Source organism: Microcoleus sp. A003_D6 (assembly GCF_036702825.1).
In the GTDB taxonomy this organism is placed as follows: domain Bacteria; phylum Cyanobacteriota; class Cyanobacteriia; order Cyanobacteriales; family Microcoleaceae; genus Microcoleus.
Genome location: NZ_JAUBWA010000007.1, coordinates 37,876 through 61,590, shown reverse-complemented (window position 1 = coordinate 61,590; position 23,715 = coordinate 37,876). Strand labels below are relative to the sequence as shown.

General features: G+C 44.1%; 22 protein-coding genes. 8 read left to right on the top strand and 14 right to left on the bottom strand.

Features of this window, described 5'->3' with window-relative positions; genetic code table 11:
• Window positions 1-2: 2 nt before the first annotated feature.
• From QUB70_RS03830 to QUB70_RS03810, 5 genes are read right to left on the bottom strand one after another with little or no spacing between them, the layout of a single operon-like run.
• Window positions 3-422, bottom strand: a complete 420-nt coding sequence (locus QUB70_RS03830) for a type II toxin-antitoxin system VapC family toxin (RefSeq protein WP_332978435.1) — start codon at window positions 420-422, stop codon at window positions 3-5.
• The gene (locus QUB70_RS03825; RefSeq protein ID WP_332978433.1) at window positions 419-715 is read right to left on the bottom strand and encodes a hypothetical protein; all 297 of its coding nucleotides are present in this window, start codon (window positions 713-715) and stop codon (window positions 419-421) included. The genes QUB70_RS03830 and QUB70_RS03825 overlap by 4 nt, the downstream gene beginning before the upstream one ends.
• A 50-nt stretch (window positions 716-765) precedes the next feature.
• Window positions 766-1,443 carry a phage tail protein gene (locus tag QUB70_RS03820; protein WP_332978431.1) on the bottom strand — a complete coding sequence of 226 codons (678 nt, stop codon included), beginning with the start codon at window positions 1,441-1,443 and terminating at the stop codon, window positions 766-768.
• A 1-nt stretch (window position 1,444) separates the two neighbouring features.
• On the bottom strand, window positions 1,445-2,614 hold the full coding sequence (locus QUB70_RS03815) for an AAA family ATPase (RefSeq protein WP_332978429.1): 1,170 nt from the start codon (window positions 2,612-2,614) through the stop codon (window positions 1,445-1,447).
• A gap of 60 nt (window positions 2,615-2,674) precedes the next feature.
• A complete protein-coding gene (locus QUB70_RS03810) occupies window positions 2,675-3,289 on the bottom strand; it encodes a hypothetical protein (protein ID WP_332978427.1) in 615 nt (204 codons plus the stop codon).
• Window positions 3,290-3,362: 73 nt separating this feature from the next.
• Between QUB70_RS03810 and QUB70_RS03805 the strand changes: the two genes are divergently transcribed.
• Both QUB70_RS03805 and QUB70_RS03800 read left to right on the top strand, forming a co-directional pair.
• On the top strand, window positions 3,363-4,223 hold the full coding sequence (locus tag QUB70_RS03805) for a M28 family peptidase (protein ID WP_332978425.1): 861 nt from the start codon (window positions 3,363-3,365) through the stop codon (window positions 4,221-4,223).
• A 232-nt stretch (window positions 4,224-4,455) separates the two neighbouring features.
• Window positions 4,456-8,181, top strand: coding sequence for a hydantoinase B/oxoprolinase family protein (locus QUB70_RS03800; RefSeq protein ID WP_332978482.1), 3,726 nt, complete (start codon window positions 4,456-4,458; stop codon window positions 8,179-8,181).
• 189 nt (window positions 8,182-8,370) lie between these two features.
• Here QUB70_RS03800 and QUB70_RS03795 read toward each other — a convergent pair whose 3' ends face one another.
• The 4 genes from QUB70_RS03795 to QUB70_RS03780 form a co-directional block, all read right to left on the bottom strand.
• On the bottom strand, window positions 8,371-8,826 hold the full coding sequence (locus QUB70_RS03795; protein ID WP_332978423.1) for an HNH endonuclease: 456 nt from the start codon (window positions 8,824-8,826) through the stop codon (window positions 8,371-8,373).
• Complete coding sequence (locus QUB70_RS03790) at window positions 8,823-9,056, bottom strand: hypothetical protein (RefSeq protein ID WP_332978421.1); 234 nt, start codon at window positions 9,054-9,056, stop codon at window positions 8,823-8,825. Before QUB70_RS03790 ends, QUB70_RS03795 begins: the two co-directional genes overlap by 4 nt.
• A 41-nt stretch (window positions 9,057-9,097) precedes the next feature.
• Window positions 9,098-9,304: a hypothetical protein gene (locus tag QUB70_RS03785; protein WP_332978419.1), complete on the bottom strand. Its 207-nt coding sequence runs from the start codon at window positions 9,302-9,304 to the stop codon at window positions 9,098-9,100.
• Window positions 9,305-9,454: 150 nt separating this feature from the next.
• The gene (locus tag QUB70_RS03780; protein WP_332978418.1) at window positions 9,455-10,243 is read right to left on the bottom strand and encodes a DUF5131 family protein; all 789 of its coding nucleotides are present in this window, start codon (window positions 10,241-10,243) and stop codon (window positions 9,455-9,457) included.
• A 209-nt stretch (window positions 10,244-10,452) separates the two neighbouring features.
• Here QUB70_RS03780 and QUB70_RS03775 point away from each other — a divergent pair, with 209 nt between their 5' ends.
• The 3 genes from QUB70_RS03775 (at window position 10,453) to QUB70_RS03765 (ending at window position 12,015) form a co-directional block, all read left to right on the top strand.
• Window positions 10,453-11,100, top strand: a complete 648-nt coding sequence (locus QUB70_RS03775) for an RNA polymerase sigma factor (protein ID WP_332978415.1) — start codon at window positions 10,453-10,455, stop codon at window positions 11,098-11,100.
• Between the two features lie 136 nt (window positions 11,101-11,236).
• Window positions 11,237-11,557 (top strand): 2Fe-2S iron-sulfur cluster-binding protein, encoded by a 321-nt coding sequence (locus QUB70_RS03770; RefSeq protein WP_332978414.1) that lies wholly within the window; start codon window positions 11,237-11,239, stop codon window positions 11,555-11,557.
• A 5-nt stretch (window positions 11,558-11,562) separates the two neighbouring features.
• On the top strand, window positions 11,563-12,015 hold the full coding sequence (locus QUB70_RS03765) for a hypothetical protein (RefSeq protein WP_332978413.1): 453 nt from the start codon (window positions 11,563-11,565) through the stop codon (window positions 12,013-12,015).
• A gap of 351 nt (window positions 12,016-12,366) precedes the next feature.
• Here QUB70_RS03765 and treS read toward each other — a convergent pair whose 3' ends face one another.
• Window positions 12,367-15,756, bottom strand: a complete 3,390-nt coding sequence (gene treS / locus QUB70_RS03760) for a maltose alpha-D-glucosyltransferase (protein WP_332978481.1) — start codon at window positions 15,754-15,756, stop codon at window positions 12,367-12,369.
• Between the two features lie 395 nt (window positions 15,757-16,151).
• Here treS and QUB70_RS03755 point away from each other — a divergent pair, with 395 nt between their 5' ends.
• The gene (locus QUB70_RS03755) at window positions 16,152-16,382 is read left to right on the top strand and encodes a photosystem II protein, Psb35-related (protein ID WP_332978412.1); all 231 of its coding nucleotides are present in this window, start codon (window positions 16,152-16,154) and stop codon (window positions 16,380-16,382) included.
• Here the strand turns inward: QUB70_RS03755 and QUB70_RS03750 are convergent.
• The 4 genes from QUB70_RS03750 to QUB70_RS03735 all read right to left on the bottom strand — a co-directional run bounded on the left by QUB70_RS03750 (window position 16,352) and on the right by QUB70_RS03735 (window position 20,597).
• A complete protein-coding gene (locus QUB70_RS03750; RefSeq protein WP_332978411.1) occupies window positions 16,352-16,531 on the bottom strand; it encodes a hypothetical protein in 180 nt (59 codons plus the stop codon). The genes QUB70_RS03755 and QUB70_RS03750 overlap by 31 nt on opposite strands.
• 159 nt (window positions 16,532-16,690) lie before the next feature.
• Window positions 16,691-17,062: a DUF5615 family PIN-like protein gene (locus QUB70_RS03745; protein WP_332978410.1), complete on the bottom strand. Its 372-nt coding sequence runs from the start codon at window positions 17,060-17,062 to the stop codon at window positions 16,691-16,693.
• Window positions 17,059-17,289, bottom strand: a complete 231-nt coding sequence (locus tag QUB70_RS03740) for a DUF433 domain-containing protein (RefSeq protein ID WP_332947108.1) — start codon at window positions 17,287-17,289, stop codon at window positions 17,059-17,061. Before QUB70_RS03740 ends, QUB70_RS03745 begins: the two co-directional genes overlap by 4 nt.
• 374 nt (window positions 17,290-17,663) lie before the next feature.
• Window positions 17,664-20,597 carry an ATP-dependent Clp protease ATP-binding subunit gene (locus QUB70_RS03735; protein ID WP_332978409.1) on the bottom strand — a complete coding sequence of 978 codons (2,934 nt, stop codon included), beginning with the start codon at window positions 20,595-20,597 and terminating at the stop codon, window positions 17,664-17,666.
• Window positions 20,598-21,039: 442 nt separating this feature from the next.
• Here QUB70_RS03735 and QUB70_RS03730 point away from each other — a divergent pair, with 442 nt between their 5' ends.
• The gene (locus QUB70_RS03730) at window positions 21,040-22,560 is read left to right on the top strand and encodes an MBOAT family O-acyltransferase (RefSeq protein ID WP_332978408.1); all 1,521 of its coding nucleotides are present in this window, start codon (window positions 21,040-21,042) and stop codon (window positions 22,558-22,560) included.
• A gap of 5 nt (window positions 22,561-22,565) precedes the next feature.
• On the top strand, window positions 22,566-23,546 hold the full coding sequence (locus tag QUB70_RS03725; RefSeq protein ID WP_332978406.1) for an SGNH/GDSL hydrolase family protein: 981 nt from the start codon (window positions 22,566-22,568) through the stop codon (window positions 23,544-23,546).
• Window positions 23,547-23,715: the final 169 nt, after the last annotated feature.

Below are 23,715 nucleotides of genomic sequence, written 5' to 3'. Positions count from 1 at the left end.
ATTTAGGGAGAATTAGTTAATTCTTGAATTAACAGATTTGGAGTTACAATCCTAGGAGTAGTAACCGGAAAATCTCGCGGGTTGCGGGTGACAATGGCATCAATTAGATTGATGACAGCAGTGCTGTACTGAATCGCATCTTCAAAATCCTTAAAATGGCAAGTTAATGCAATGGAAATAACAGAGTTATCTACTGTTGCTACTTGACAAAATGTGGCTAACTGCCGCAAAAACTCCAGTGTCCAATCGCGGCCTTTGTCTCTACGAATAATATAAAAAAGGTCGCTAAAAGTTGAGGCTGAAACATAGCCTTGAATTTGTGCTTCTTCAACAAAAGTTAAAATGCGATCGCTCTGAGCATAGAAAGGTTCTCGCTCAAGCGCAACATCTACTATCACATTGGTGTCTATGAGGACTTTCACAAGTTATGTTTCTCCTTCAAATATTCCCATTTTGCTTGTTTGTCGGGATTGTCAAAATCTAGCGGTTCGGGTACAGCATCTCGCTCAAACAAAGCTTGAAATGCTCTCACCTTCGTTTTAAAGTTTGTCTGAGGTGTCTCAGGTATCGCACTTTTCGACTTGCTAGCTAGTGTAACCGCATCAGGCACTGGCCAAACGATGATTTCGACATCTCCGGGTGGCATATCTACGGATTCCAAAACTACCAAGTTGCCAGTTGCATCGATTTTACCTCTCAGTTTGTATGCCTGCATAGTAATCTCCTAAGTTTTGTCTCTATTATACGACATGAAAATCTGGATCGTTACCAGTCATCCTCTTCAATAATTTGAATATTTCTACTCTCAATCTCTTCTATAAAAAATTTCAGACTAGGATTATCTTGGTAATGCTTCATTAAAACTTTATGCTTGCCATATTGTTTTGCAATATATCGATAATATTCAGGATTTTTACGATTCTTGTCAATTGTAAAATTGTGTTGCTTGGAAAGCTCATCATTTAACGTATTAAGACAGTTTTTGCATTTAGCTTTTTTCTGTTTATCTGTATAATATAGTGGGAGCAACCAACACTCAATAGAGTGTACAGATATTGCAAAAATTATCTTCTGTTGATTGGTGTTGTAAAAATCCTCACCAATCCCGTCTATAAATTTCTCAATAACTTTGGCAATCAACTGCTGAGGAGTAAACTCACCATTTTCATCTTGGTGGGCGATATTATAATCTTCTGAAACATCAGTATCTATTTGAATAATGATATAGTCAAGAAAGCGAAATGATTCTTGAAACTTTTTTGAATGACAATAATCAAACACTAGAGTCCAGCCGCCGTATTGGGACTTATTCTGATTGTCTTTATTTCTTTTTGGCTGAAGAGGTGTTACCTCTATATTTGGACTATTAAAATATCCAGCTAAAATATTCTCAATTACAATTTGGTCAGTAAGTCCCTCTGTAATCAATCCAAAACTAATCATATTAAAAATTTTTAGGAAGTCCGCCGATATAGCCTCTCAAAAATGCCTCTGATAAATCTACAGGTTCTTGTCCATCCAAAGGTTCGGGGTTGAGAATACGTCTGACTTTAGTATAACCTAATTGGTTGCGGGAAATCACAAACAGCCGCTGTTCGTCATCATCTAAATCCAAACCATCCAACACTGCTGGGTTGTGAGTTGTCAAGATGACTTGTTTATCATTGTTTTTTGCGAGTTCGACTAATTCTTCGATTAATCGGCGACACAATCGAGGATTGAGGGAAGCGTCAATGTTATCAATTGCAAAAAAATTAGGTGTGAGATCGCTGATGAACAAGGTAAAGTAAAAAAGCAAGAATAAAAAGCCTTCATTAGAACTTCTTTGGTCAAAGTAACTTAAATCTGTATCTAAGTATCTATCTGTGATTTGGAGAGAAGTTTGCATCGCTGCTAAATTCTGAGGAATTTCAAAATCTTTAAACCAATCTATCAATTGCAACTTTTTTTTGATTTGATTAAGTTTGTCTTGATTTTTATCGAAGCTTAAAAAGCTTATAAGTTTAAACAAGCCTTCACCATTAATACCTAACGGTTGAATTTGCCCTTCTTTTTCAAACGTCCTTAAGGCTAGATTTTCAGGAGAGTAAATGATAAATTTATTTAAGTCAAGTATTGGAATGAATGATTCGGCATCCTTTTTGAAATTTAACCATTCTTGTTCTGACAACTCTGTCTTTTCTTCTAAAACAGATGTAAATTTGTCTATTCCCCCATGTTTTTGAATGACTAGCATGACAGCCTCCTTTAGAGAGGTTTCAGTATTGACCAAAAAGTTTTTACTAATCCACTGAGAATAGGGAGAATTATCATTTTGTAAAATACAACTAAATTGTTTTTTATTATTCTGTCTTAATTCAATGCTGATATCTTTATCTAAATTTTCCTTTTCAAAAGCCGATCGCATAAATCGAGGTTCTGTCACCCGAATCCCCCGTGCAGCAAGAAACTCATTATCCAGTTTATCATTAGCAGCCGCAGAAGCAAGGGCGATCGCCTCTAGGATATTACTCTTGCCGCAGCCATTTTCGCCGATCAAAACAGTTACTCGTCCTAACTCCAGCTTCAGCTTTTGAATCGATTTGTAATTTTCTATTCTAACTTCTTTTAGCATGATTTTCTAGATTTATACTTGTGTTTGTTTAATATGACTTAATTTTACGGCCGATCGCAATCAAACGTCAATTGGTTGCGAGACAGCCCCCATTGCTAAAATCCCCAAAATTTTATTCACATCTTTGAGGTAATATTCAGTCAGATCGATACTAATTACACTTCCGTCTAACTTCATGAATTTCCAAATACTCCCAGTTGTCACCGCCCCGTAAATTGTTGAAACTTCATTACCTGCACGTTCATTAAATATCCTAGCTGCTAACATTTCCGCGACGCATTGTCCCAAGCCAGCAGTGATATTTTCTTTTTTTGCTTCCACGAGGGTAATTACGGGAGCGCTGACAAATAGTATTTCAGGTGAATTGCTGATAATAAAATCGCAAATCCCATTTAATCCCTTTTCGCTATCCACGTCAAACTCTATTCCAGAAAATAAGTTAATTCGTTCTTTCAACTGTCTTCTGAGGTCGATTATAATGGGGGAAATAATCATTTCCGAGCGAGCTTTTTCGCTGTTGCTGGCAAGGGCTAAAGGTACATTATAACGTAGAACTTCTGTCAAGAGGACGCTGCATTCTAAGTCGGGTACATTTCCAAATAAATCGACTGTTTCTGAAGTAGTTAGTTGAAAGGTTCGCTTGACTTTTTCTAAACTAAAATCGCTGTAGGGCATTTTGCTGGTATTCCTATAATTTCCAAGATTAAACAGAATATAATTTGATTGTACTCATTGTGTAGCAGACTGCATGGATCTCAAGGAACGCCTGCACAGCCATCTGATTCAAATTGTACGCGATCGCAACCCATACCTCGCATCCGAAGGGCATTTTTATGCCCAGCAATACATCCGCGAACAATTGGGACAGTGGGGAACTGTAGAAATCGACGATTTTTCGGTGCGCGGTCGAATTCATCACAATTTGATTTTGGATTTACCCCCCCTCAATCCCCCCCTTGCTAAGGGGGGGAAGCAAGAAAATTTGCCGATCGTAATTGGTGCTCATTACGATACTGTACCCGGAACACCTGGGGCCGATGATAATGGTACTGGTGTTGCTGTTTTGCTGGAACTCGCAAGGGCGATCGCATCTGGGCCGCTCAAATATCCAGTGCAATTAGTCGCTTTCGATATGGAAGAATACGGTTATTTTGGAAGCAGTCATCATGCAGCTAAATACAAGCAACAGCAAGAGTCAATCCGGTTAATGATTTCTTTGGAAATGTTGGGTTATTGCAACCATAATCCTAATTCTCAAAGCTATCCCGCTGGCTTGAAATATTTTTATCCAAATAGTGGCAATTTTATTGCTTTAATTGGCACTTTGCGGACGGTTCCCGATTTGATTAATTTGAGTGGCAAAATTCGCAAATCTGGTCAGCCCTGCGAGTGGCTGCCAGTGCCGAATCGAGGTTTAATTGTGCCGGATACTCGCCGCAGCGATCATGTTCCTTTTTGGGATAACGGTTATCCGGCTATTATGGTGACTGATACTGCTAATATGCGAAATCCGCATTATCATCGAGAAAGCGATCGGATTGAGACTTTGGATTTGGATTTTTTGGCGGGTGTTTGTCGGGGGTTGGTTGAGGCTATTAGATATTTATAGCAGTTTTATTTTAACTGACATTTTGTACCTCGATCGAGAACAGGCAAGATGCCTGTTCCACAAGAGATAAATTGTATTGTGGGGTGGGCAGGATGCCCGCCCGCAAAAGGCTGATTAACATTTACGATCGAGAACAGGCAAGATGCCTGTTCCACAAGAGATAAATTGTATTGTGGGGTGGGCAGGATGCCCGCCCGTAAAAGGCTGATTAACATTTATGATGGATAATGATATGAATGCTGTTTTTGACGATCGCACTCGCTGGCAATTTTGGATCGATCGCGGTGGCACTTTTACTGATATTGTCGCCAAGAGTCCCGACGGTAAATTAGTCCTTCACAAGCTGCTGTCGGAAAACCCGGAACGATACACAGACGCCGCAGTCCAAGGAATTCGCGATATTTTGAGGATTCCCGCCGACGCAGCAATACCCGCCGCCGAAATTGAAGTGATTAAAATGGGGACGACGGTGGCGACAAATGCTTTGCTGGAACGAAAGGGCGATCGCACAATTCTGTTAATCACCAAAGGTTTCGGCGATGCGCTGAGAATTGGCTATCAAAACCGCCCGAATATTTTCGCCCGTCACATTGTTTTGCCCCAGATGCTGTACGATCGAGTTATTGAAGTTGCAGAACGCTACAGCGCTCAAGGTGAGGAGTTAACTGCCCTCAATCCCGAGTTTATCCCCTCTTTGCAGCAAGCATACGATGAGGGAATTCGCAGTTGTGCGATCGTCTTTATGCACGGCTACCGCTACTCGGAACACGAAAAACAAGTTGCTAAAATAGCCAAAGAAATTGGTTTTACTCAAATTTCAGTATCTCACGAAGTCAGCCCGCTGATGAAATTAGTTTCGCGGGGAGATACTGCGGTTGTCGATGCTTATTTGTCTCCGATTTTGCGGCGTTATGTCGAACAAATAACCAGTGAATTAATTGAGGTAGATCGTCGAGATGAGGGATTATTAATGCCCAATGCCCAATGCCCAATGCCCAATGCCCAATCCCCCAAATTAATGTTTATGCAGTCGAACGGCGGTTTAGTGGACGCGGCACAATTCCAAGGAAAAAACAGTATTTTATCCGGCCCTGCTGGGGGAATTGTCGGTGCAGTTCAAACCAGTAAAAATGCAGGTTTTGATAAAATTATTACCTTTGATATGGGCGGAACTTCGACAGATGTTGCCCATTTTAACGGCGAATACGAACGCGAATTTGAGACGGAAATTGCTGGGGTGAGATTGCGATCGCCCGTGATGGCAATTCACACTGTAGCAGCCGGCGGCGGTTCAATTGTGTTTTTTGACGGGGCTCGCTACCGCGTCGGGCCGGAGTCGGCTGGGGCCAATCCTGGGCCTGCTTGCTATCGCAAAGGCGGCCCGTTAACGGTGACTGATTGCAATGTGATGTTGGGGAAAATTCAACCGGATTTTTTCCCGAAAGTATTTGGATTGAATGGAGATTTGCCGATCGCCCCTGACGCAGTAAAGCAAAAATTTGTGCAGTTAGCGGGGGAAATTGGGGGCGAGAAGACTCCCGAACAGGTGGCGGAGGGTTTTTTGGCGATCGCGGTGGAAAAGATGGCAAATGCTGTCAAAAAAATCTCGCTTCAGCGCGGTTACGATGTTTCGGAGTATACATTGTGCTGTTTCGGCGGTGCGGGCGGCCAACACGCTTGTGCGATCGCCGATGCTTTGGGGATGAAACGGGTATTTATTCACCCTTACGCGGGTGTGTTGTCCGCTTACGGTATGGGTTTGGCTGATGTGCGGGCTATGCGCGAAAGGGCGATCGAGCAACAATTAAATGCAGAATTATTAGCTGATTTGCATCATATTTTAATTGCATTGGAGGCAGAGGGAAAGAGGGAATTGAACCGCAGAGGCGCAGAGAACACAGAGAATGAGTCAGAGGTTTTAGTTGTTAGCAAGTTGCGCTTAAAATATCAGGGAACTGACTCGGTTTTGGCGGTCAATTTTGCTGACAATATTGAGGTCATGCAGGCGGAATTTGAAGCTGCACACCGACAGCGTTACAGTTTTATTATGCCAGAAAAAGCGCTGATTGTGGAAGCGGTTTCGGTGGAAGTTGTAGAAAGAACGGATGTGCCGGAAGCATCCACAATTTCCCCCTCTGGTGGCACGGGCATCTTGCCTGTGCCACCAATTTCAACCGTGCAAATGTATGTTGCTGGCGGGTGGCGGGAAACGCCTGTTTACAAGAGGGAGAATTTGCGATCGCACGACTGCATTAGCGGCCCTGCGATGATTGTTGAAGCAACTGGAACCAATATCATAGAACCGGGCTGGGAAGGGGAAATCACCGAAAATAACGATTTAATTTTGAACCGCAGATGCACGCAGATGGACGCAGATAATATCCGCGTTCATTCGCGTTTATCTGCGGTTACATCCGATCCGGTTTTGCTGGAAATATTTAATAACTTATTTCGGGCGATCGCGGAACAAATGGGCGTCACATTGCAAAACACAAGTTCCTCAGTCAACATCAAAGAACGTCTCGACTTTTCCTGTGCAATTTTCGACAAAAACGGGCAATTAGTTGCGAACGCGCCGCACATTCCCGTACATCTGGGTTCGATGAGCGAAAGCGTTGAAGCTTTAATTTTAGCACAACGCAATGCCATTCAACCGGGCGATGTTTATGTTTCTAACAATCCATACAACGGCGGCACGCACTTGCCAGATATCACCGTTATTACTCCAGTATTTGCTGATGGTTCCTCCCTTCCTTTGTTTTATGTTGCCTCGCGCGGACACCACGCCGACATCGGCGGCATTACTCCCGGTTCCATGCCTCCTAACAGTACAACAGTAGCTGAAGAAGGCGTATTGCTAGATAATTTTCAGCTAGTAAGCGAGGGAATTTTTAGAGAAAAAGAATTACTAGAAATTCTGACAGCGGGGAATTTTCCTGTTCGCAATTACGCTCAAAATATAGCCGATTTGCAAGCACAAATTGCTGCTAACAAGCGCGGCGCAGAAGAGCTGATCGAGATGGTAGAATATTATGGATTAGAGACTGTGCAAGCTTATATGGGCTTCGTACAAGACAATGCGGAAGAGTCGGTACGCAGGGTAATTGAGGTTTTGCAAGATGGCGAGTTTACTTATCCGATGGATAGTGGCGGACAAATTAAGGTAGCGATTACAATTGACAAATCTGCGCGCAGTGCAAAAATAGATTTTATTGGCACTTCTGCTCAACAATTTAACAATTTTAATGCTCCCGCTGCGGTGTGCAAAGCCGCTGTTTTGTATGTTTTCCGCACCTTGGTAGATGACGATATCCCTCTGAATGCTGGCTGTTTGAAACCTCTGGAAATCATCAATCCCGAAGGCTGTATGCTGAATCCTCGCTATCCAGCGGCGGTGGTTGCAGGTAATGTGGAAACATCGCAGAATATTACGGATGCTTTGTATTGTGCGTTGGGAGTGATGGCTGCTTCTCAGGGAACTATGAATAATTTTACCTTTGGAAATAACCGCTATCAATATTATGAAACAATTTGCGGCGGTTCGGGTGCTGGTGCAGATTTTGACGGTACGGATGCGGTGCAAACTCACATGACTAATTCGCGTTTAACTGACCCAGAAGTATTAGAATGGCGCTTCCCGGTGTTGTTAGAAAGTTTTGCAATCAGGGCGAATAGCGGGGGGAATGGATATCATCGCGGCGGTAATGGAACAGTGCGCAGAGTGCGGTTTCGGGAGGCGATGACTGCTGGTATTTTATCGGGGCGACGGGTGATTTCTCCTTGCGGTTTGAATGGGGGGGAAGCGGGGAAAGTTGGGCGGAATTATGTTGAGAGATTTGATGGTAAAGTTGAGGAATTGGGAAGTACGGCGAGTGTGGAAATGCGATCGGGGGATGTGTTTGTCATTGAGACTCCGGGCGGCGGAGGATATGGTAAACAGTTGACAGTTGACAGTTGACAGTTTTACGAGTTTTGCTACTGTTTTTTTTGAAGTTTTTGTTTGAAGTCCGAGGTGTGATGGGCTATGCCCATTTGCATCAGTTCTGCTTGAATATTTTTAATTGTTTGTTGTTCTTCTGCGATTTGAGAATCTACTTCTGTTTGATAGCTAAAGTTTGTATGTTCCTCAAAAAAATATGGAAAAAGTTTATTGCTGTTCTCTGGGATCGTCTGGTGGTGGATGACAGCCAGCTTTAATCCACAAAGCGCGTGCTTCTTGAATCGATCGCTCTCCTTGATAGCGTTCATCGTTCATGTCAAGGCGATGGCAAGTAGCGCGGCCAATTGGTGTAACTCCAATAATTTTGATCCCATCTCTCGTCCAAATAAAATGCTCTTGCCATTCCTGACTTCGAGGGTTAAATATAGCTACTTCCGCCTGAGTTACTTGATCGCTCCCTGCTGTAAAATTGTAACGGCGTTGGTTGCAACGGCTACAAGCAAGCGCCAAATTTTTGACATCATCCGTACCATCTAAAGAACGGGGTTTAATATGGTCGATGGTAAAACGAGAGGTGCTGATTTCTTCTGGAGAGTGACAATATTCGCAAAGATATTTAGCTTGTTGTCTGACATAATTGCGGTTTGCTTCAGAAATGGTCATTGTTGAGCGATGAGGAGTGAGTTTAGGTAAGTAAAGAGGCGATCGAGTTCGTTGATAGCATTTAGTTCCTCTTGTTCTTCCGAGGTTAGGGCATTGATTTTATTTTTTTCTAAAAGGGCTTCTAGACGGGATTGAAGCGGGTCAGTAAATTTGAACAGAGGGCGATTGTTGACCGTTTCGACTTTAATTCCGTTTTCAATGAGGGAAGGAGGTTGAATGATTACTTGCATGATTTTGAATTTGACTATCGGGTTAAAGATTGTATTTATTTTTAGGTTTGCTTGCCATAAAGCATACTGCGATTAAAGGGTTGGAGGATTTCGCTTTCAAAAAACAGCGGATTAGGAGCCAATTGCGATTGTTGTTCTTCTGTTAATGGGTTCTGATATTTGTTGGTGGTTCTAAATGCTTCTATTATCGCATAAATCTGCTCGATTTGTTTGGGAGTAAGTCCAGTAAGATCGAGATTTTGAGTCATTTTGGATTAGGATTAGGGTTTACCAGTATTCTAGCTCGATTAAGAAAGCTCTTAAGAAACTAGAACAACAAGGTAAGATTATCGCAGATCCACCAGCTAGTCAACGAAGGAAGTACAAAGGCGAAATTACCTTTGGAGAGAAAGTGAGAGTTACATTCCTACCAAAGTAGGTGTTACTACTTTATTTGAGTGGCGAATCACATTCAAAGTGTAACGATTCCATTGATTTTGATGTTTTTCCCATGCTTCCGGCATCTCATCCCAAATTTTCTCATCCAGAAGTCTCCCAGCAGCTTTAGGCGTTCTACCTCCCCATTGCTTAAAGAAAAATGCTACTTTAGCATCTTGACATTGCTGTCTGATATTCTCAACCCACTCTGCTTGCATGGGACGGTGTTTGACCCCAGACTCTCCCCCGACAATTACCCAATGAATGCCTTTTAAATCTAGTTTTAAATTACCTAAAAGTGGTTCGCATGATAGGAATCTGACTTTTGCCGGTACTTGTCGCAAACAGTCAATCCTGTTAACGTAGTTTTGATTTTCAACAGAAACTCCCATCCAAATGTTTTCATGCCAGTCTAATTTGTCAGCTATTTCTCGAAGGTGTTCGTGTCTTTTGGTCAGAATTTGATATATATGCCAGGGAGTTTCACGCATGACATCAAAAACTTCTTTGAGAAATTCTATTGGCACTTCTTCATGAAATAAATCGCTCATCGAATTTACGAAAATACGGCTCGGTTTTTTCCAGCGTTTTGGTTCTTCCAAACGATTCCTATGCAGTGTTAAATCAAAGCCGTTAGGGAAATTAGTGTGAAACCTTTTGGTTAATGCTTCTGCATAACAATGAGTGCAGCCCGGACTGACTTTATCGCAGCCAGTTGTGGGATTCCATGTGCGATCGCACCATTCGATACCAGTATTAATGCTAGACATACAAAAACCTTACCATTGAAACAACAAATTATATTTTTAGGTGCGCTGAATATATAGAGTTTATATGTATCACTTTAGATTAATCCAGCATCACCTACAACTCTATATAATTAATTGACTTAATTATAAACATAATTTCCAAGCAGTTGCACCAAATGTAGATCGTGGTGTAAAATCGTGCTGCACTAGCATATATTACAAAAACAATTGTGCAACCACCTAATTTTTCCGAACTCAACCATCCTGTGGTTAAATCCCTGTTCCACCACAGCGACCAGGAATTATTGACTCTGTTTCAAAACCATCCCGATCAGGGTAGGTTCTTCACGGCGATTTTTTGCCGCTACGCTCAAATTGTACACTCCCTGATTCGCCATTCCGTACGATCGCCCGTACAAGGCGATTACCTGTTTGCCCACACTTGGCAGCACATCTATCACGAACTGCGAGGCCTCGATTTGCGCCGCGAAATCCAAGAGTCTGATGGCGGAAATCTCAGTCTCCAAAACTGGCTGATTAATGTCACGGCCGTCTGCATCAATCAAGCCGAATTGCCCCCTGTTGAGTCGATTCACTACTCTTTGCAATCGGCTCCGCCTCCCCTGTGGTGTTACGTCAAACAAGCCTTAGAATTGTTAGCACCGCTGCCGCGTTTAGTAGTGTTGATGGCTCAGACTTTCCGCTGGAGCGAAACTCGAATTGCAGCTTATTTGCAAGCAGAAGGCGAAGCTATTTCGCCCGCTCAGGTAAAGGCTTTGCTGCAAAAAGGATATCAAACTTTAGAATCCAATTTGCCGGAGGATATTCGAGCTATTTATCTCGATGAAAATCTCGACTATCAAGAGGCACTTGTCTAGATATACACAGTTAGTCTAGTAAAACTAACAGTATAATAAACCCGCCTTTTCTAGTTGTAGCGGCGGGTTTTACCCGAAATATTTGCTAGGACTAACAGCATAGTAAACCCGCCCTTTCGCGAATACAGAGGAAAAAATGGCAGTTTATCAAGTTCGGTTGGTGAATCAGGAACGATCGCTCGATCGCACGATCGCAGTACCAGACGACCAGTATATCTTAGATATGGCAGAAGATGCCGGCATCCGCTTGCCGAATGGATGCAAGCAAGGAGAGTGTTCTGCTTGCGTTGTCAAACTGCTGAGCGGTGAAATCGACCAAAGCGAACAAAAGTTTTTGAAGCCGTCAGAATTGCAAGCTGGCTACGCTGTTACTTGTGTGGCTTACCCGCTTTCTGACTGTACTTTGTTAACTCATCAAGAACAAGTTTTGTATCAAACATCTCTTTATTTTAAGTAATAAGTATGGAGCGATTCAAAGATACTCGTGAAACAATCTACTCATTCCAGAGTGAATTTCTGGTGCGGTGCCCTTGTTGTGATTCACGTGCGATCGTGCGCTGTATCGAGCCCGATCGCGCCGATTTATTTGCTCCTCGCAGATTTTCCTGTACAGCTTGTGGTTCCTCAAAAGATTGGTCTGAGAAGAAGATTGAAAGCTGGTATAGCGAGGCATTGGATAACTACTTCCACTATCCTCTGTGGCTTCAAACTTCCTGTTGCGGTGAGACGCTTTGGGCTTACAATCTTCGACATTTAGAATTTATTGAGGCGTTTGTTAGGGCAAAGCTGAGGGAACGAAAACCTCACGAACTTTATGGCTGGTCGAATCGCAGTCTGTTCTCTCGCCTGCCAAAATGGATACAATCAGGTAAGAATCGAGAAGAAATTCTGAAAGCGATCGCAAAGATAAGCTAATCCGCATTTAAATTGCATAGTCAAATAAATTTTTCCTCTTGTGGGGTGGGCATCCTGCCCGCCCTCAACATACAAATTAAATGCACAACAGCTTACGTGAATCAGCTTTTTGACTCCTAACTAATATTCGCCGCTCCAAATAGTTGTTCAACCAGATTTGGTATGATGTAACGCGCGTGACTCTCCAGCATCTCGCTGTTAATTGAGCAACTAGAAAGTCACGCACCCTACTTATGAATGAGAATTAAATAACTTACAATGCGTGATGGTTCTTGCGGGATGGGCGTCCCGCCCGTCCAGAAAGGGCGGGACACCCCACTTTCCTTGTGTAAATTATTTAATTCGCGATCCTTATTTACTCAATGAAGGCAGCAACTGTAGAATCCGCTGAAGGGGAATTTCTACCCAATCCAACCGGTAATTGAGTTCGTATACCAGTTCGGCAACCCCTTTTTCTAAGATGTAAGCATCCAGCAAAACTTGCAGTTCCGGGATAGATTTTGGCAAGAAATTTGCATCGGCTGCTGTCGCCAAATAACTCTTGACAAAAGTCAGGCTAACCCAGCGATGCCAAACGTTCGCCCACTGCTGCATCTCCGGGAGATTTTCAGGGCGAATCATGCCGCTTTCTACTTCATTGCGGAGTGCCAAAGTAACAGCGTAACTCAAAGATTGCAGCATTCCCGCAACATCTCGCAGGGGCGACCTTTTCATCCGCCGCTCGCTTAAGGGTCGATTCCGTTCTCCTCCGAAATCAATAATTACGAAGTCTTTGCCTGTATAAAGAACTTGCCCGAAATGAAAATCCCCGTGACAGCGAATTCGATCGGCCGTGATTCTCAAGTTCAAAATTGACTTGAAACGTTCCATCAGCAAGTCTTCGCGGTTGAGCAGAGTTTGTGCCAATTTTTGGGTGGCAGGTGGCAGGTGAGACAGCCGTTTTTTTAGTAGCAGCAAAGTCCTTCCTGCTAGATTTCTCATCTGTTGATAGATCGAACGCTGGTAAAATGAGGTGAAGTTTTCTGGGGCAAAAGCGGGATTTTCTTTGTCAGAAGCTAAAGCGAGGTGAAGTTCGGCTGTCCGCTGACCTAAAAGTTCGGCTGATGCTAAGTAAGAGCCGATGAGTTCGCGAGCTAAGGCGGGAATTTCTAGGGATAAATCGGCTAGTAGCGAGTTTGACGGCCGCTGCATTTGTGCAGTCAAAGTGCTCGGTAAATAATTTTCGGGGGAAGTAGATAAATTATCGCCGGAATGCTTTGCTTCTACTGTCATTACTCGCTCGAAATAGTCGCGCAGCGTGTCTAATGTATAAGACCAAGCGTCTATGCTGTCGGGGATTAATTTTTGCAGGATTCCAACTGTAATTACTTGTTTTCCTGCGGTGCGATATTCCAATGCTCCGGCAATTGGAGCGTAGTGTTGGATCGAGTTGCGATCGGTTAAAAAGCGTCCGATTTCTAATTCGGGGTTGATTCCTTCCTCGACTTTTCGCAATATTTTCAGGACGAAGCGGTCGCCGTAACCTGCGGATATATTGCTTTGTTCTTTTTTGAACAGGTGAGGTTCGAGGTTCGATAAATCTTGTTCTGAGGTGAATGCACTGTCGGCAATTCCTAGCAGTTGACCTGCTGCACCTTTGTAACTGCGAGAATTGGCGATCGCCCCCAGCAACGCGCTCAGGAAACCTTTGTCGCCCGCAGCATCAAATAGTACCCCGACTTCGTTGGTTTCTGGGAAGTGCAGGCGCGCGATCGCCCGATCGTCCGCATCGCCTTTCATCTCCTCCCAACCTACAGGCAAAACATAAGTTTCCGGCATATCTTCAGTATAATTCAACTGCAAAAACAGAAGGTAAACTGTAGATTCTTCCCCGGCACTATCTTTACATTCAACAGGCACAACTTCACTTATTTCTAATGATTGAATTGTTCTGTCTGTACTGCTATACCAGCGATTTTGCCGCAAATATTCCGGCAAAATATCGATCAGGCTATCGTTTAACTGACTTGTAGAAAAAGCAGTTTTCCAAGTACCTATGACCGCCAAACTAGGCAAGTTCGTATGATAACCGCGCAGCGAGAAATCTTCTTGTTTAACAGTAAGAGTAAACCAGTAAAAGGTGTGAGGACTCAAACTCAAAAAGTAAGAATCCTCGCCAACCTCCGGAAACTCAGTGCGGCCGAAAATCTCCACCGGCACAGCACCTTTAAAGGGCGAAAGGTCTAATTCTGCTGTTTGCACGAAGCGCGACAAATTAGCCACTACGAGGATGTGTTCGTCTTGATAAGTACGAACAAAAGCTAAAACTTTGCGGTTTTCCGGGGACAAAAACTCGCAAGTTCCGCGACCGAATGCTTGGAAGCGCTGCCTAATTGCAATTAGGCGTTTCATCCACCACCAAAGAGAACTCGGATTCGCCCGCTGCGTGTCCACGTTAACAGATTCGTAGTGATATTCAGGGTCAACAATTGGCGGCGCGTACAGCCGCTGCGGGTTAGCGCGGCTGAAACCGGCATTGCGATCGCCGCTCCACTGCATCGGAGTTCTCACCCCGTTGCGATCGCCCAAATAGATATTGTCTCCCATGCCAATTTCATCGCCGTAGTAAAGCACCGGCGTACCCGGAAGAGACAGCAGCAAAGCATTCATCAACTCGATGCGGCGGCGGTTATTTCCCATTAAAGGAGCCAAGCGGCGGCGGATGCCCAAATTAATTCTCGCCTGAGTGTCTTGAGCGTAAACCCGATACATATAATCTCGGTCTTCATCGCTCACCATTTCCAGCGTCAATTCGTCGTGATTCCGCAAAAATAATGCCCACTGACAGTTATTGGGAATCTGCGGAGTTTGCTGGAGAATGTCGCTAATTGGAAAGCTATCTTCCATGTACAAAGCCATAAATAACCGCGGCATCAGCGGAAAATGAAAGTTCATGTGACATTCATCCCCCGCCGCGTAATATTCAACCGCATCCTCCGGCCACTGATTCGCCTCAGCAAGCAGCATCCGGTTCGGGAATTTCTCATCTACGTGCTTCCGCAAGTGTTTGAGGAATACGTGAGTTTCGGGTAAGTTTTCGCAATTAGTACCTTCGCGCTCGTACAGGTAAGGCACGGCATCCATTCGCAGTCCGTCTACTCCCATTTCCAACCAAAAATCAACCACATCTAAGATCGCTTGACGCACGGCGGGATTGTCGTAATTTAAATCTGGTTGGTGCGAATAAAAACGGTGCCAGTAATAAGCTTTTGCTACCGAATCCCAAGCCCAATTTGAAGTCTCAAAATCTTGGAAAATAATTCTAGCATCTTGATATTTTTCCGGCGTGTCGCTCCACACGTAAAAATCTCTTTCGTTACTGCCTTTCGGGGCGCGGCGCGCTTTTTGAAACCATGCGTGCTGGTCGGAAGTGTGGTTAACAATTAACTCAATAATGACTCTAATTCCCCGCAAGTGCGCTTGTTCTAAAAGATGTTTGAAATCTTCTAAAGTGCCGTAAATGGGGTTGACGGTGGTATAGTGAGATGTATCGTAGCCGTCGTCTCGAAGTGGCGAAGGAAAGAAGGGCAGCACCCAAATTGCTGTTACTCCCAAGTTTTGCAGGTAATCTAGTTTTTCTGTCAGTCCCCGAAAGTCGCCGATGCCGTCTGCATTGCTGTCGGCAAAAGCGCGAATTGGTACTTCGTAAATAATCGCGTCTTTGAACCACAAGGGGTCGTTATTTAACATTGAGTTGGCCATGATTTTTATGGGTGATTGGTAATTGGGATCGGGTAAGTGAGATTTTTTAGTTCCAATCCAAACTGATAAATCATAACTCATAATTTTGCCGCGCTTCGTCATGCCAGCCGCAGAGTTTTAATCGTAATTTATTAACGCAAAACTTATAAGTTCTTAACTATAAAATCTCAACAATCTGTTTTGCTATTTAGGATACAGTTCACAATTCCGATATTGGTGCTTGCTAAGCACACCCTACAGACTGGTGCGCGCTGCACACCCTACAGACTCAGGATTAGGGGCGGTTTTTACTACCTGTCGGACGGTTGCCACGACATTACACTACCTTGACTTTAAATGCTAAATTTTGTTACATTAGTTTACATAAAGCAACAAAAGTTAAGGAAAAAGCAAAAATGACTATTGTAATCGCTCTATTGATCGTCGGTTGGGTAGCGGCCTCAGTGATTGGCACTCAAGCATATTTCCTGGGCGAACAGTCAAAGCCCATCCACGATCGCAATTGGAACTCAGAATCTTTTGAACAACTGGCAAAATCGGTTACGGGAACAGAAATTGATTACAGCGTTCGCGTTCCCGCCTACAGCATGGATGCTTACGGCAGCCGCACCATCTCTAATTCTTGACATATTTCACCATTTTTAATAACAGGCAGGATGCCTGTTCCACAAGAGAATTGATGGTTTGTGGAACAGGCATCTTGCCTGTTCCTAATTTTCAATAACAGGCAAGATGCCTGTTCCACAAGAAAATTGATGGTTTGTGGAACAGGCATCTTGCCTGTTCCTAATTTTCAATAACAGGCAAGATGCCTGTTCCACAAGAGAATTGATGGTTTGTGGAACAGGCATCTTGCCTGTTCTTAATTTTTGAATGACAGGCAAGATACCGGTTCCACAAGCAGATTAATTTTTGTGAAACAGGCCATAAATAATTATCGAAGTGTAATCGGCAAAATTCTCACCCTAGAGCGCGTTTCATCCACAGAAATGAACGCCCCCGACTCAATTTGTGGCTCAAATTGATGGAACACTTCCACAATCAAACTCTCTATATTAGCAGGCAGCACGTCTTGAATACGGACTTGAATGACACTGGGAGCATTAGCTTGGGTTGCGGCCAGCAGTGCGCCAAAATCTAAATCATGAGTGAATACGGCATAGTCATTTACTCGCGCCCATTCCATAATAACGCGATCTGTGGCACGAGGATCGCCGACTGTAGACCAATGAAGAGACTCTATTCCGTATTTAGTAAATACGACAGTCCATTCAGGTGACAGGTTCATATCAATCAAAATTTTCACGCTATTTTGAGAGGAATTTCTACTTCTTCAACTCGCCACGCTGCATAGGCAAGCGCTTCATATATATCTGCTTCTTCCAGGTAGGGATAAGCCTGCAAAATGCCTGACGGTAAGTGTCCCGATGCCATCAGTCCGACTATAGTACCCACAGTGACTCGCAAGCCGCGAATGCAGGGTTTTCCTCCCATTACTTCTGGATTCAGAGTGATTCTAGTTAGTTGTTTCATGATTTTAAACTACCAGGCTTTCTGGGCTGTGCTACTAGAAAATTGATTGTTTGTGGAACCGGCCATAAAGCCATTGGTGTCAACTTAAGCCAGAAAAATTTTGTATCTTTCGTTTATAGCCTAGGCCAGATCCCCCTAAATCCCCCTTAAGAAGGGGGACTTTGAGAAGACTTTTGTCCTTCTTCGCAAAGAGAGTTGCTAGTTGGAAAGATACCTCAAAAAGGGAAGTAGGGGTTGACTTTGAGAAGACTCTTGTCCCCCCCTTCTTAAGGGGGGTTAGGGGGGATCTAGCCTTAAATCACCCAACAGAAGTCTCTGAGTACGTTTGATGTTAAGTTGACACCAATGGCCAGAAAGCCTGTTCCTAAATGCAACTACAAACTGTTACCTACCAGCGCGGGGAGAGACTCTTTTTTGCGAAACTGCAAAGTGTTATTTATGCAGTCGATCGCAATTGTATCACCTTCGACAAACGCATTTTCCAGAATCTTGTTAGCCAGCGGGTTTTCCAACTCCCGCTGGATGGCGCGTTTCAAGGGACGAGCGCCGTAAACCGGGTCGTAACCGACATCTGTGATATGGTTTTTCGCAGCATCCGACAGTTCCAAAGTAATTTTTTGTTCCGCCAACAACCGCTCGATACGCTTCACTTGAATGGTGACGATTTGCCGCAGTTCCGTCTTGCTCAAAGTGTGGAACAAAATTGTCTCGTCAACCCGCTGAAGAAACTCCGGCCGGAAGTGCGATCGCAAAGCTCCCATCACCCGTTTTAACATTTGCTCGTACTCTCGATCGGTCTCCCGTTCTTGAGTCAATAAATTTTCATTTTCCTGAGAACTTGGAGAACTTACAGCATCAGTAACTCGCGAGGCTGATATCTCAACAGTACCGTCAGCATCAACTTTATAATCTGTCTTTTGACTTGACAAATCTTTCGTTTCATGCTTCCGATTTGCAGGTTTTTTAGCGATTTTTTCCTTATTGGTAAACACGTCTAAAATGTGGTCGCTGCCGATATTGCTGGTCATCACAATTACGGTATTTTTAAAGTCAACCACTCGACCTTGAGAATCGGTAATTCTGCCGTCATCCAACACTTGCAGCAAAATGTTAAATATATCCGGGTGCGCCTTTTCCACTTCGTCAAACAGCACCACCGAATAAGGGCGTCTCCGCACTGCTTCGGAAAGTTGTCCCCCTTCATCGTAACCGACATATCCGGGGGGAGCTCCTACCAACCGGGAGACGTTTTGCTTCTCCATGTATTCCGACATATCTATGCGGATCATCGCATCGTCGCTGTCAAACAAAAACTCAGCCAACGCCCGCGCTAACTCGGTTTTGCCGACGCCTGTGGGGCCCATAAACAAGAAAGAGCCGATCGGTCTTCCCGGATCTTTCATCCCCGCCCGTGCCCGCCGAATCGCCGCAGCAACCGCCGTTACAGCCTCTTCTTGACCGATGACTTTTTGGTGCAAGTGTTTTTCCAATTGCAGCAATTTTTGGCGTTCCGATTCTAACAACCGGTTAACCGGAATTCCCGTCCATTTTGCCACAATTTCGGCAATGTCGCCCTCAGTAACTTTTTCCCGCAGCAGCGAAGAACCTTGAGCTTGTTGTTTCAAAAGTTCCGCTTCTTTGGCTTCGCGATCGCGCACCGCAGTTTCTAACTTGCCGTATTTCAACTGCGCGGCCTTATTCAAATCGTAAGCTCTTTCTGCTTGTTCGATTTGCACTCGCAGTTGGTCTTCTTCTGCTTTCAATTTATTGATTCCATCCAGCAACTGTTTTTCGCCCAACCACTGAGAAGACAATTTTTCCTGCTTAACTTTTAAGATGTCAATCTCAGATGTGATGCGTTCGACGCGGAAGCTGAGCCCGGGGGCTAGAGCACCTTTTCCTTCGCCTTCGATCGACAATTTCTCCATTTCCAACTGCATCACCCGGCGGTCGATTCCTTCCAATTCCACAGGTTTAGAGGTAATCTCCATTTTCAAGTGGGCGGCCGCTTCGTCTACGAGGTCGATCGCCTTGTCCGGCAAAAAGCGATCGGAAATATAGCGAAAAGACAGAGTTGCAGCAGCTACCAGCGCCGAATCGGTAATTTTTACCCCGTGGTGGCGTTCGTAGCGGTCTTTCAATCCGCGCAAAATCGAAACAGTATCTTCAACGCTGGGCTCGCCGACAAATACTTGTTGAAATCGGCGTTCTAGGGCCGGATCTTTTTCAATATTCTTGCGGAATTCGTCGAGAGTTGTAGCGCCGATGCAGCGCAATTCGCCTCTGGCCAACATCGGCTTCAACAAATTTCCGGCATCCATTCCCGAACCGGAACTGCCGCCGCCACCGGTGCCGACAACGGTGTGCAATTCGTCAATAAACAGGACAATTTGCCCGTCGGAATCGATGACTTCCCGCAGAACAGACCGCAACCGTTCTTCAAATTCGCCCCGGAATTTTGCCCCAGCAATTAAACTGCCCATGTCGAGGCTGAATAGCTGGCGATTTTTCAAAGATTCGGGTACGTCGCCGTTGACAATTCGCTGGGCCAAACCTTCGGCGATCGCAGTTTTTCCGACTCCGGGATCGCCAATTAACACCGGATTGTTTTTTTGGCGGCGGGAAAGAACTTGCACCACGCGGCGGATTTCCTCGTCGCGGCCGATTACTGGGTCGAGTTTGCCGGCTTTGGCTGCTTCTGTCAAATCGCGGCCGTATTTGCTGAGGGCGTCGGAGTTGGCTTCGCCGTCTCGATCTGGGACTTTAGCGTTGCTGCGGCCGGCTTTCCCCGTTTCGGAATTTTTTTCTGGGACTTTAGCAGTAGCGCGGGCAGATTTGATTGCTTCTTCGAGTTTTGGGCGATCGATCGTACCGATTGGCGCTTGGCGATCGTAACCGGGGCGACCAGGCGGCCCGTCGCCTTTTGTCAGCAAGCGGCGGCCGACTCGTTCATCTTCTAGCAAGCCAATTAATAAATGTTCAACGGCAATAAAATTATCTTGCCAAGTCACTCTGGCAGACTCGGCAGCATCTAACATCACGTCTAAACCGCGACCGAGGTATAGTTGGTCAGCGTTGGCAACTCTGGGCTGTCGTTTGGCAAAGGCTTCTAATTGTTGGCCAAAGCGGACGACATCTACTCCAGCCAAGCTGAGAATGGTGTTTGCTGTCGCGACCTGTTCGAGAATGGCGATCGCTAAATGTTCAACCTCTAGCTGCTGATTGGCAAAGCGGCGGGCTACATCCTGGGATTTGACAATGGCTTCCCAGGCTTCATCTGTAAATTTGCTAGGGTCTGTTGGCTGCACGTTGGTTCCTCGCAATCAAGGGGATTCCTGTTGTTATCCGTTAATACATCGTCTCACAACCATCATAATCTTTAAACAGGATTGTGAATTTCTGAGTGCGGTTAACCGATTGAACTTGTTACATAATTGACTTTTTGCCAAAACCTCAAGTAGGAACACGGCACCGTGTCCGTTGGTGTCAACTTAAGCCTAAAACCCTTGAGAAATCTCGTTTATATCCGAGTCCAGATCCCCCTAAATCCCCCTTAAGAAGGGGAGTAGGGGTTGACTTTGAGCAGACTCTTGTCCCCCCCTTCTTAAAGGGGGCTAGGGGGGATCTAGATTTAATAGTTAAACAGCAGTCTATGAATGGGTTTGAGCTTAAGTTGACACTAATCGGCAATGCCGTGTCCCTACAAAATATCTATATTGCCAGTTGCCAATTTGCGATCTACTGAAATTTATGCTATTTCCCACTTACCAATTTCTAGTATTTTTCCTAATTATTTTTAGCGCTATCCTCTCTTTGAAACCGCAAGTCGATTTGTATAAAATTGTCTTGCTATTTTCCAGTTTGCTATTTTATTCCTTTTGGAGTTTCGACTTTCTCTTGCTCCTCGTTTTAGCCACTGCCTACAATTATATCATTCTCCGGGCTGTCTGCCACGGTAAATATAAAAAACTTGCTTTAATTTCCGGCCTAATTTTCAACATTGCCAATCTCGGCATCTTTAAATATTGCAACTTCTTTGTAACTTCCTTATTTGAGGTACTGAACCAGCTACAAATTCCAGCTAGCTTTCAAGTTTTGCAAATAATCGCCCCCGTCGGCGTGTCGTTCTACACATTTAGAATGATTTCCCATTTAATCGACTGCTACCAGCAAAAAATCCCCTATCCGAAATTTGTAGACTACGCCACCTACATTACCTACTTTCCCCAAATTGCCTCCGGGCCAATCTCGCGAGCTCGCGAATTTTACACGCAGTTAAATTCACCTAAAAAATACGACTATCAAATCGAAGAAGTTATAGTTTTGATTCTGTCTGGACTCTTCAAAAAATATACTTTATCGAGCTTTTTGTTTAACTTCACTCAACTACCATTCAAAGTCCCCCAGCAGTACAGCAGCATCGATTTAATCCTCGCGGCAATTTCCTATTCTTGTTTAATTTACGTAGATTTCAGCGGCTACTCGGATTTAGCCAACGGTATCTCCTGTTTGCTGGGTTTCAAACCGATTGCTAACTTTAATATGCCATACCGATCGCTGGGCTTGCAAGAATTTTGGAAAAGGTGGCACATCAGTCTTTCCGAGTGGCTGAGGGATTACGTTTACTTTCCCTTGGGCGGCAACAAATACGGCAAGTTGAGGAAGTACGTAAATTTACTGATGACAATGGCGATCGGCGGATTTTGGCACGGCGCAGGTTTAAACTTTATTGTCTGGGGCTCAATTCACGGTTTAGGATTAGTTGTCAACCATTTATGTAAAGATATCCCCCAAGCTATCGGCTGGAAATTAGACTATTTCTCTAAAATCGTGCAACACTCTTCGACCCCCCCTAGCCCCCCCTTGCTAAGGGGGGGAACAAGAATACTGTTGCATTCTTTTTTAAAATTGGTATTAGACTATTCCTTTCCCAGATTTGCTCAATTTTGCAGTTGGCTATTAACATTTAGTTTTGTTACTTGTAGCTGGGTATTTTTCGGCACTCCTAACTGGGAAACTGCGGTGAATTTTTTTCAAGGAATTGCCCATCCTGCGGTTGCAACTTTTCAATTTAACTTTTGGCAATTGTATTTAGTAATTGCAGTCATTGGCGCGATCAACTTGTGGGGCGATCGCATTTCCCAACTGTTGCAAGTCATATTTTCCTTAAAAAACATATTTTTTCGGGTTGTCTTAGTTTCGCTGTTCGTGTATGCTATTTTGATGCTTGGGCCGAGCACCGTCCCGCCTTTTATCTACTTTAATTTCTAACAAATATGAGAGACCGAGAAATTTTGCTGATCGTTACTTCTGTAATTCTCACTTTGATATTTTCCAACTTATCTTTATTTCTCAAGAGTTTCTCCTCAACTCCTTTCGCAAGTCCCGAAATCAAACAAGCAGCACGACAGGTAGAAATCGACGGTTTTCGGAAATCCGAACAAGATTTTTGGAGCAAAATTAAAGATATTGACTTCGATCGCCTTCCCCCAAAAACTGAAACTGCTAAAATTGAAAAAACGCCAATTGTTCCACCCAAAAAAACAACTAAAAAGCCAACCGCAGTCAAACCGAAACTCACCAAGCCTTATCGCAGATTTTTGTTTGTTGGAGATTCAGTAATGTTTGATTTAGGGATTCAACTTCAGTACACGATGAAGCAAAAATATCAAATTGTTGATACTAAACTTGACTACAAAGTATCTAGCGGATTAAACCGCATAGATTATTATGACTGGTATGCCAGAACCCAAAAACTGCTCCGGGATTACCAGCCGGATGTCGCGGTCGTTTTGTTCGGAGGAAACGATACTCAAGATATCACGGATTTTCAAGGAAAACACCGGGCTATCGCGACAAAGGAATGGCAAAATGCTTATCAAGAAAGAGTAGATAAGTATGCCAAATTACTTGAGTCATCTTCGGTGAGAAAAGTGTATTGGATCGGTCAACCGATATCCAACAAATCTCGCTATGCTAAATATTTTCCCGTAATGAACGAGACATATAAAAATGCCAGTAAATCTTCTGCCAAAATCGAATTTATTTCTACTTGGGATGCTTTTGCCGCTTCAGGTAATTTTGCTCCGGTGGTTGCTGACAAATCGGGGAAGCGAGGATATGTCAAAATTAATGATGGCGTGCACTTTACTTCCCACGGTGCTAAAATTATCGGCGATTTAATTGCTGACAAAATGGTCGCCGACAAAATCTTAAAATCTCCCCAACCTCCCAAATCTCCCAAAAAGAAACCCTAAACTTCGGCTTGCTAACGGTGCAGTAAATTCGTAGGGTGCGTCAGGTTCGGAGTTTCAACGTAAGTCAAAAAGTTTGTTGCTGACGCACCCTACTAACGGTGCAGTAAATTCGTAGGGTGCGTCAGGTTCGGAGTTTCAACGTAAGTCAAAAAGTTTGTTGCTGACGCAC

Coding starts and splice junctions, on each gene's coding strand:
- QUB70_RS03825 (WP_332978433.1), bottom strand. CDS start 715: ATGCAGGCATACAAACTGAGAGGTAAAATCGATGCAACTGGCAACTTG.
- QUB70_RS03820 (WP_332978431.1), bottom strand. CDS start 1,443: ATGATTAGTTTTGGATTGATTACAGAGGGACTTACTGACCAAATTGTA.
- QUB70_RS03815 (WP_332978429.1), bottom strand. CDS start 2,614: ATGCTAAAAGAAGTTAGAATAGAAAATTACAAATCGATTCAAAAGCTG.
- QUB70_RS03810 (WP_332978427.1), bottom strand. CDS start 3,289: ATGCCCTACAGCGATTTTAGTTTAGAAAAAGTCAAGCGAACCTTTCAA.
- QUB70_RS03805 (WP_332978425.1), top strand. CDS start 3,363: ATGGATCTCAAGGAACGCCTGCACAGCCATCTGATTCAAATTGTACGC.
- QUB70_RS03800 (WP_332978482.1), top strand. CDS start 4,456: ATGAATGCTGTTTTTGACGATCGCACTCGCTGGCAATTTTGGATCGAT.
- QUB70_RS03795 (WP_332978423.1), bottom strand. CDS start 8,826: ATGACCATTTCTGAAGCAAACCGCAATTATGTCAGACAACAAGCTAAA.
- QUB70_RS03790 (WP_332978421.1), bottom strand. CDS start 9,056: ATGCAAGTAATCATTCAACCTCCTTCCCTCATTGAAAACGGAATTAAA.
- QUB70_RS03785 (WP_332978419.1), bottom strand. CDS start 9,304: ATGACTCAAAATCTCGATCTTACTGGACTTACTCCCAAACAAATCGAG.
- QUB70_RS03780 (WP_332978418.1), bottom strand. CDS start 10,243: ATGTCTAGCATTAATACTGGTATCGAATGGTGCGATCGCACATGGAAT.
- QUB70_RS03770 (WP_332978414.1), top strand. CDS start 11,237: ATGGCAGTTTATCAAGTTCGGTTGGTGAATCAGGAACGATCGCTCGAT.
- QUB70_RS03765 (WP_332978413.1), top strand. CDS start 11,563: ATGGAGCGATTCAAAGATACTCGTGAAACAATCTACTCATTCCAGAGT.
- treS (WP_332978481.1), bottom strand. CDS start 15,756: ATGGCCAACTCAATGTTAAATAACGACCCCTTGTGGTTCAAAGACGCG.
- QUB70_RS03755 (WP_332978412.1), top strand. CDS start 16,152: ATGACTATTGTAATCGCTCTATTGATCGTCGGTTGGGTAGCGGCCTCA.
- QUB70_RS03750 (WP_332978411.1), bottom strand. CDS start 16,531: ATGCCTGTTCCACAAACCATCAATTTTCTTGTGGAACAGGCATCTTGC.
- QUB70_RS03740 (WP_332947108.1), bottom strand. CDS start 17,289: ATGAAACAACTAACTAGAATCACTCTGAATCCAGAAGTAATGGGAGGA.
- QUB70_RS03730 (WP_332978408.1), top strand. CDS start 21,040: ATGCTATTTCCCACTTACCAATTTCTAGTATTTTTCCTAATTATTTTT.
- QUB70_RS03725 (WP_332978406.1), top strand. CDS start 22,566: ATGAGAGACCGAGAAATTTTGCTGATCGTTACTTCTGTAATTCTCACT.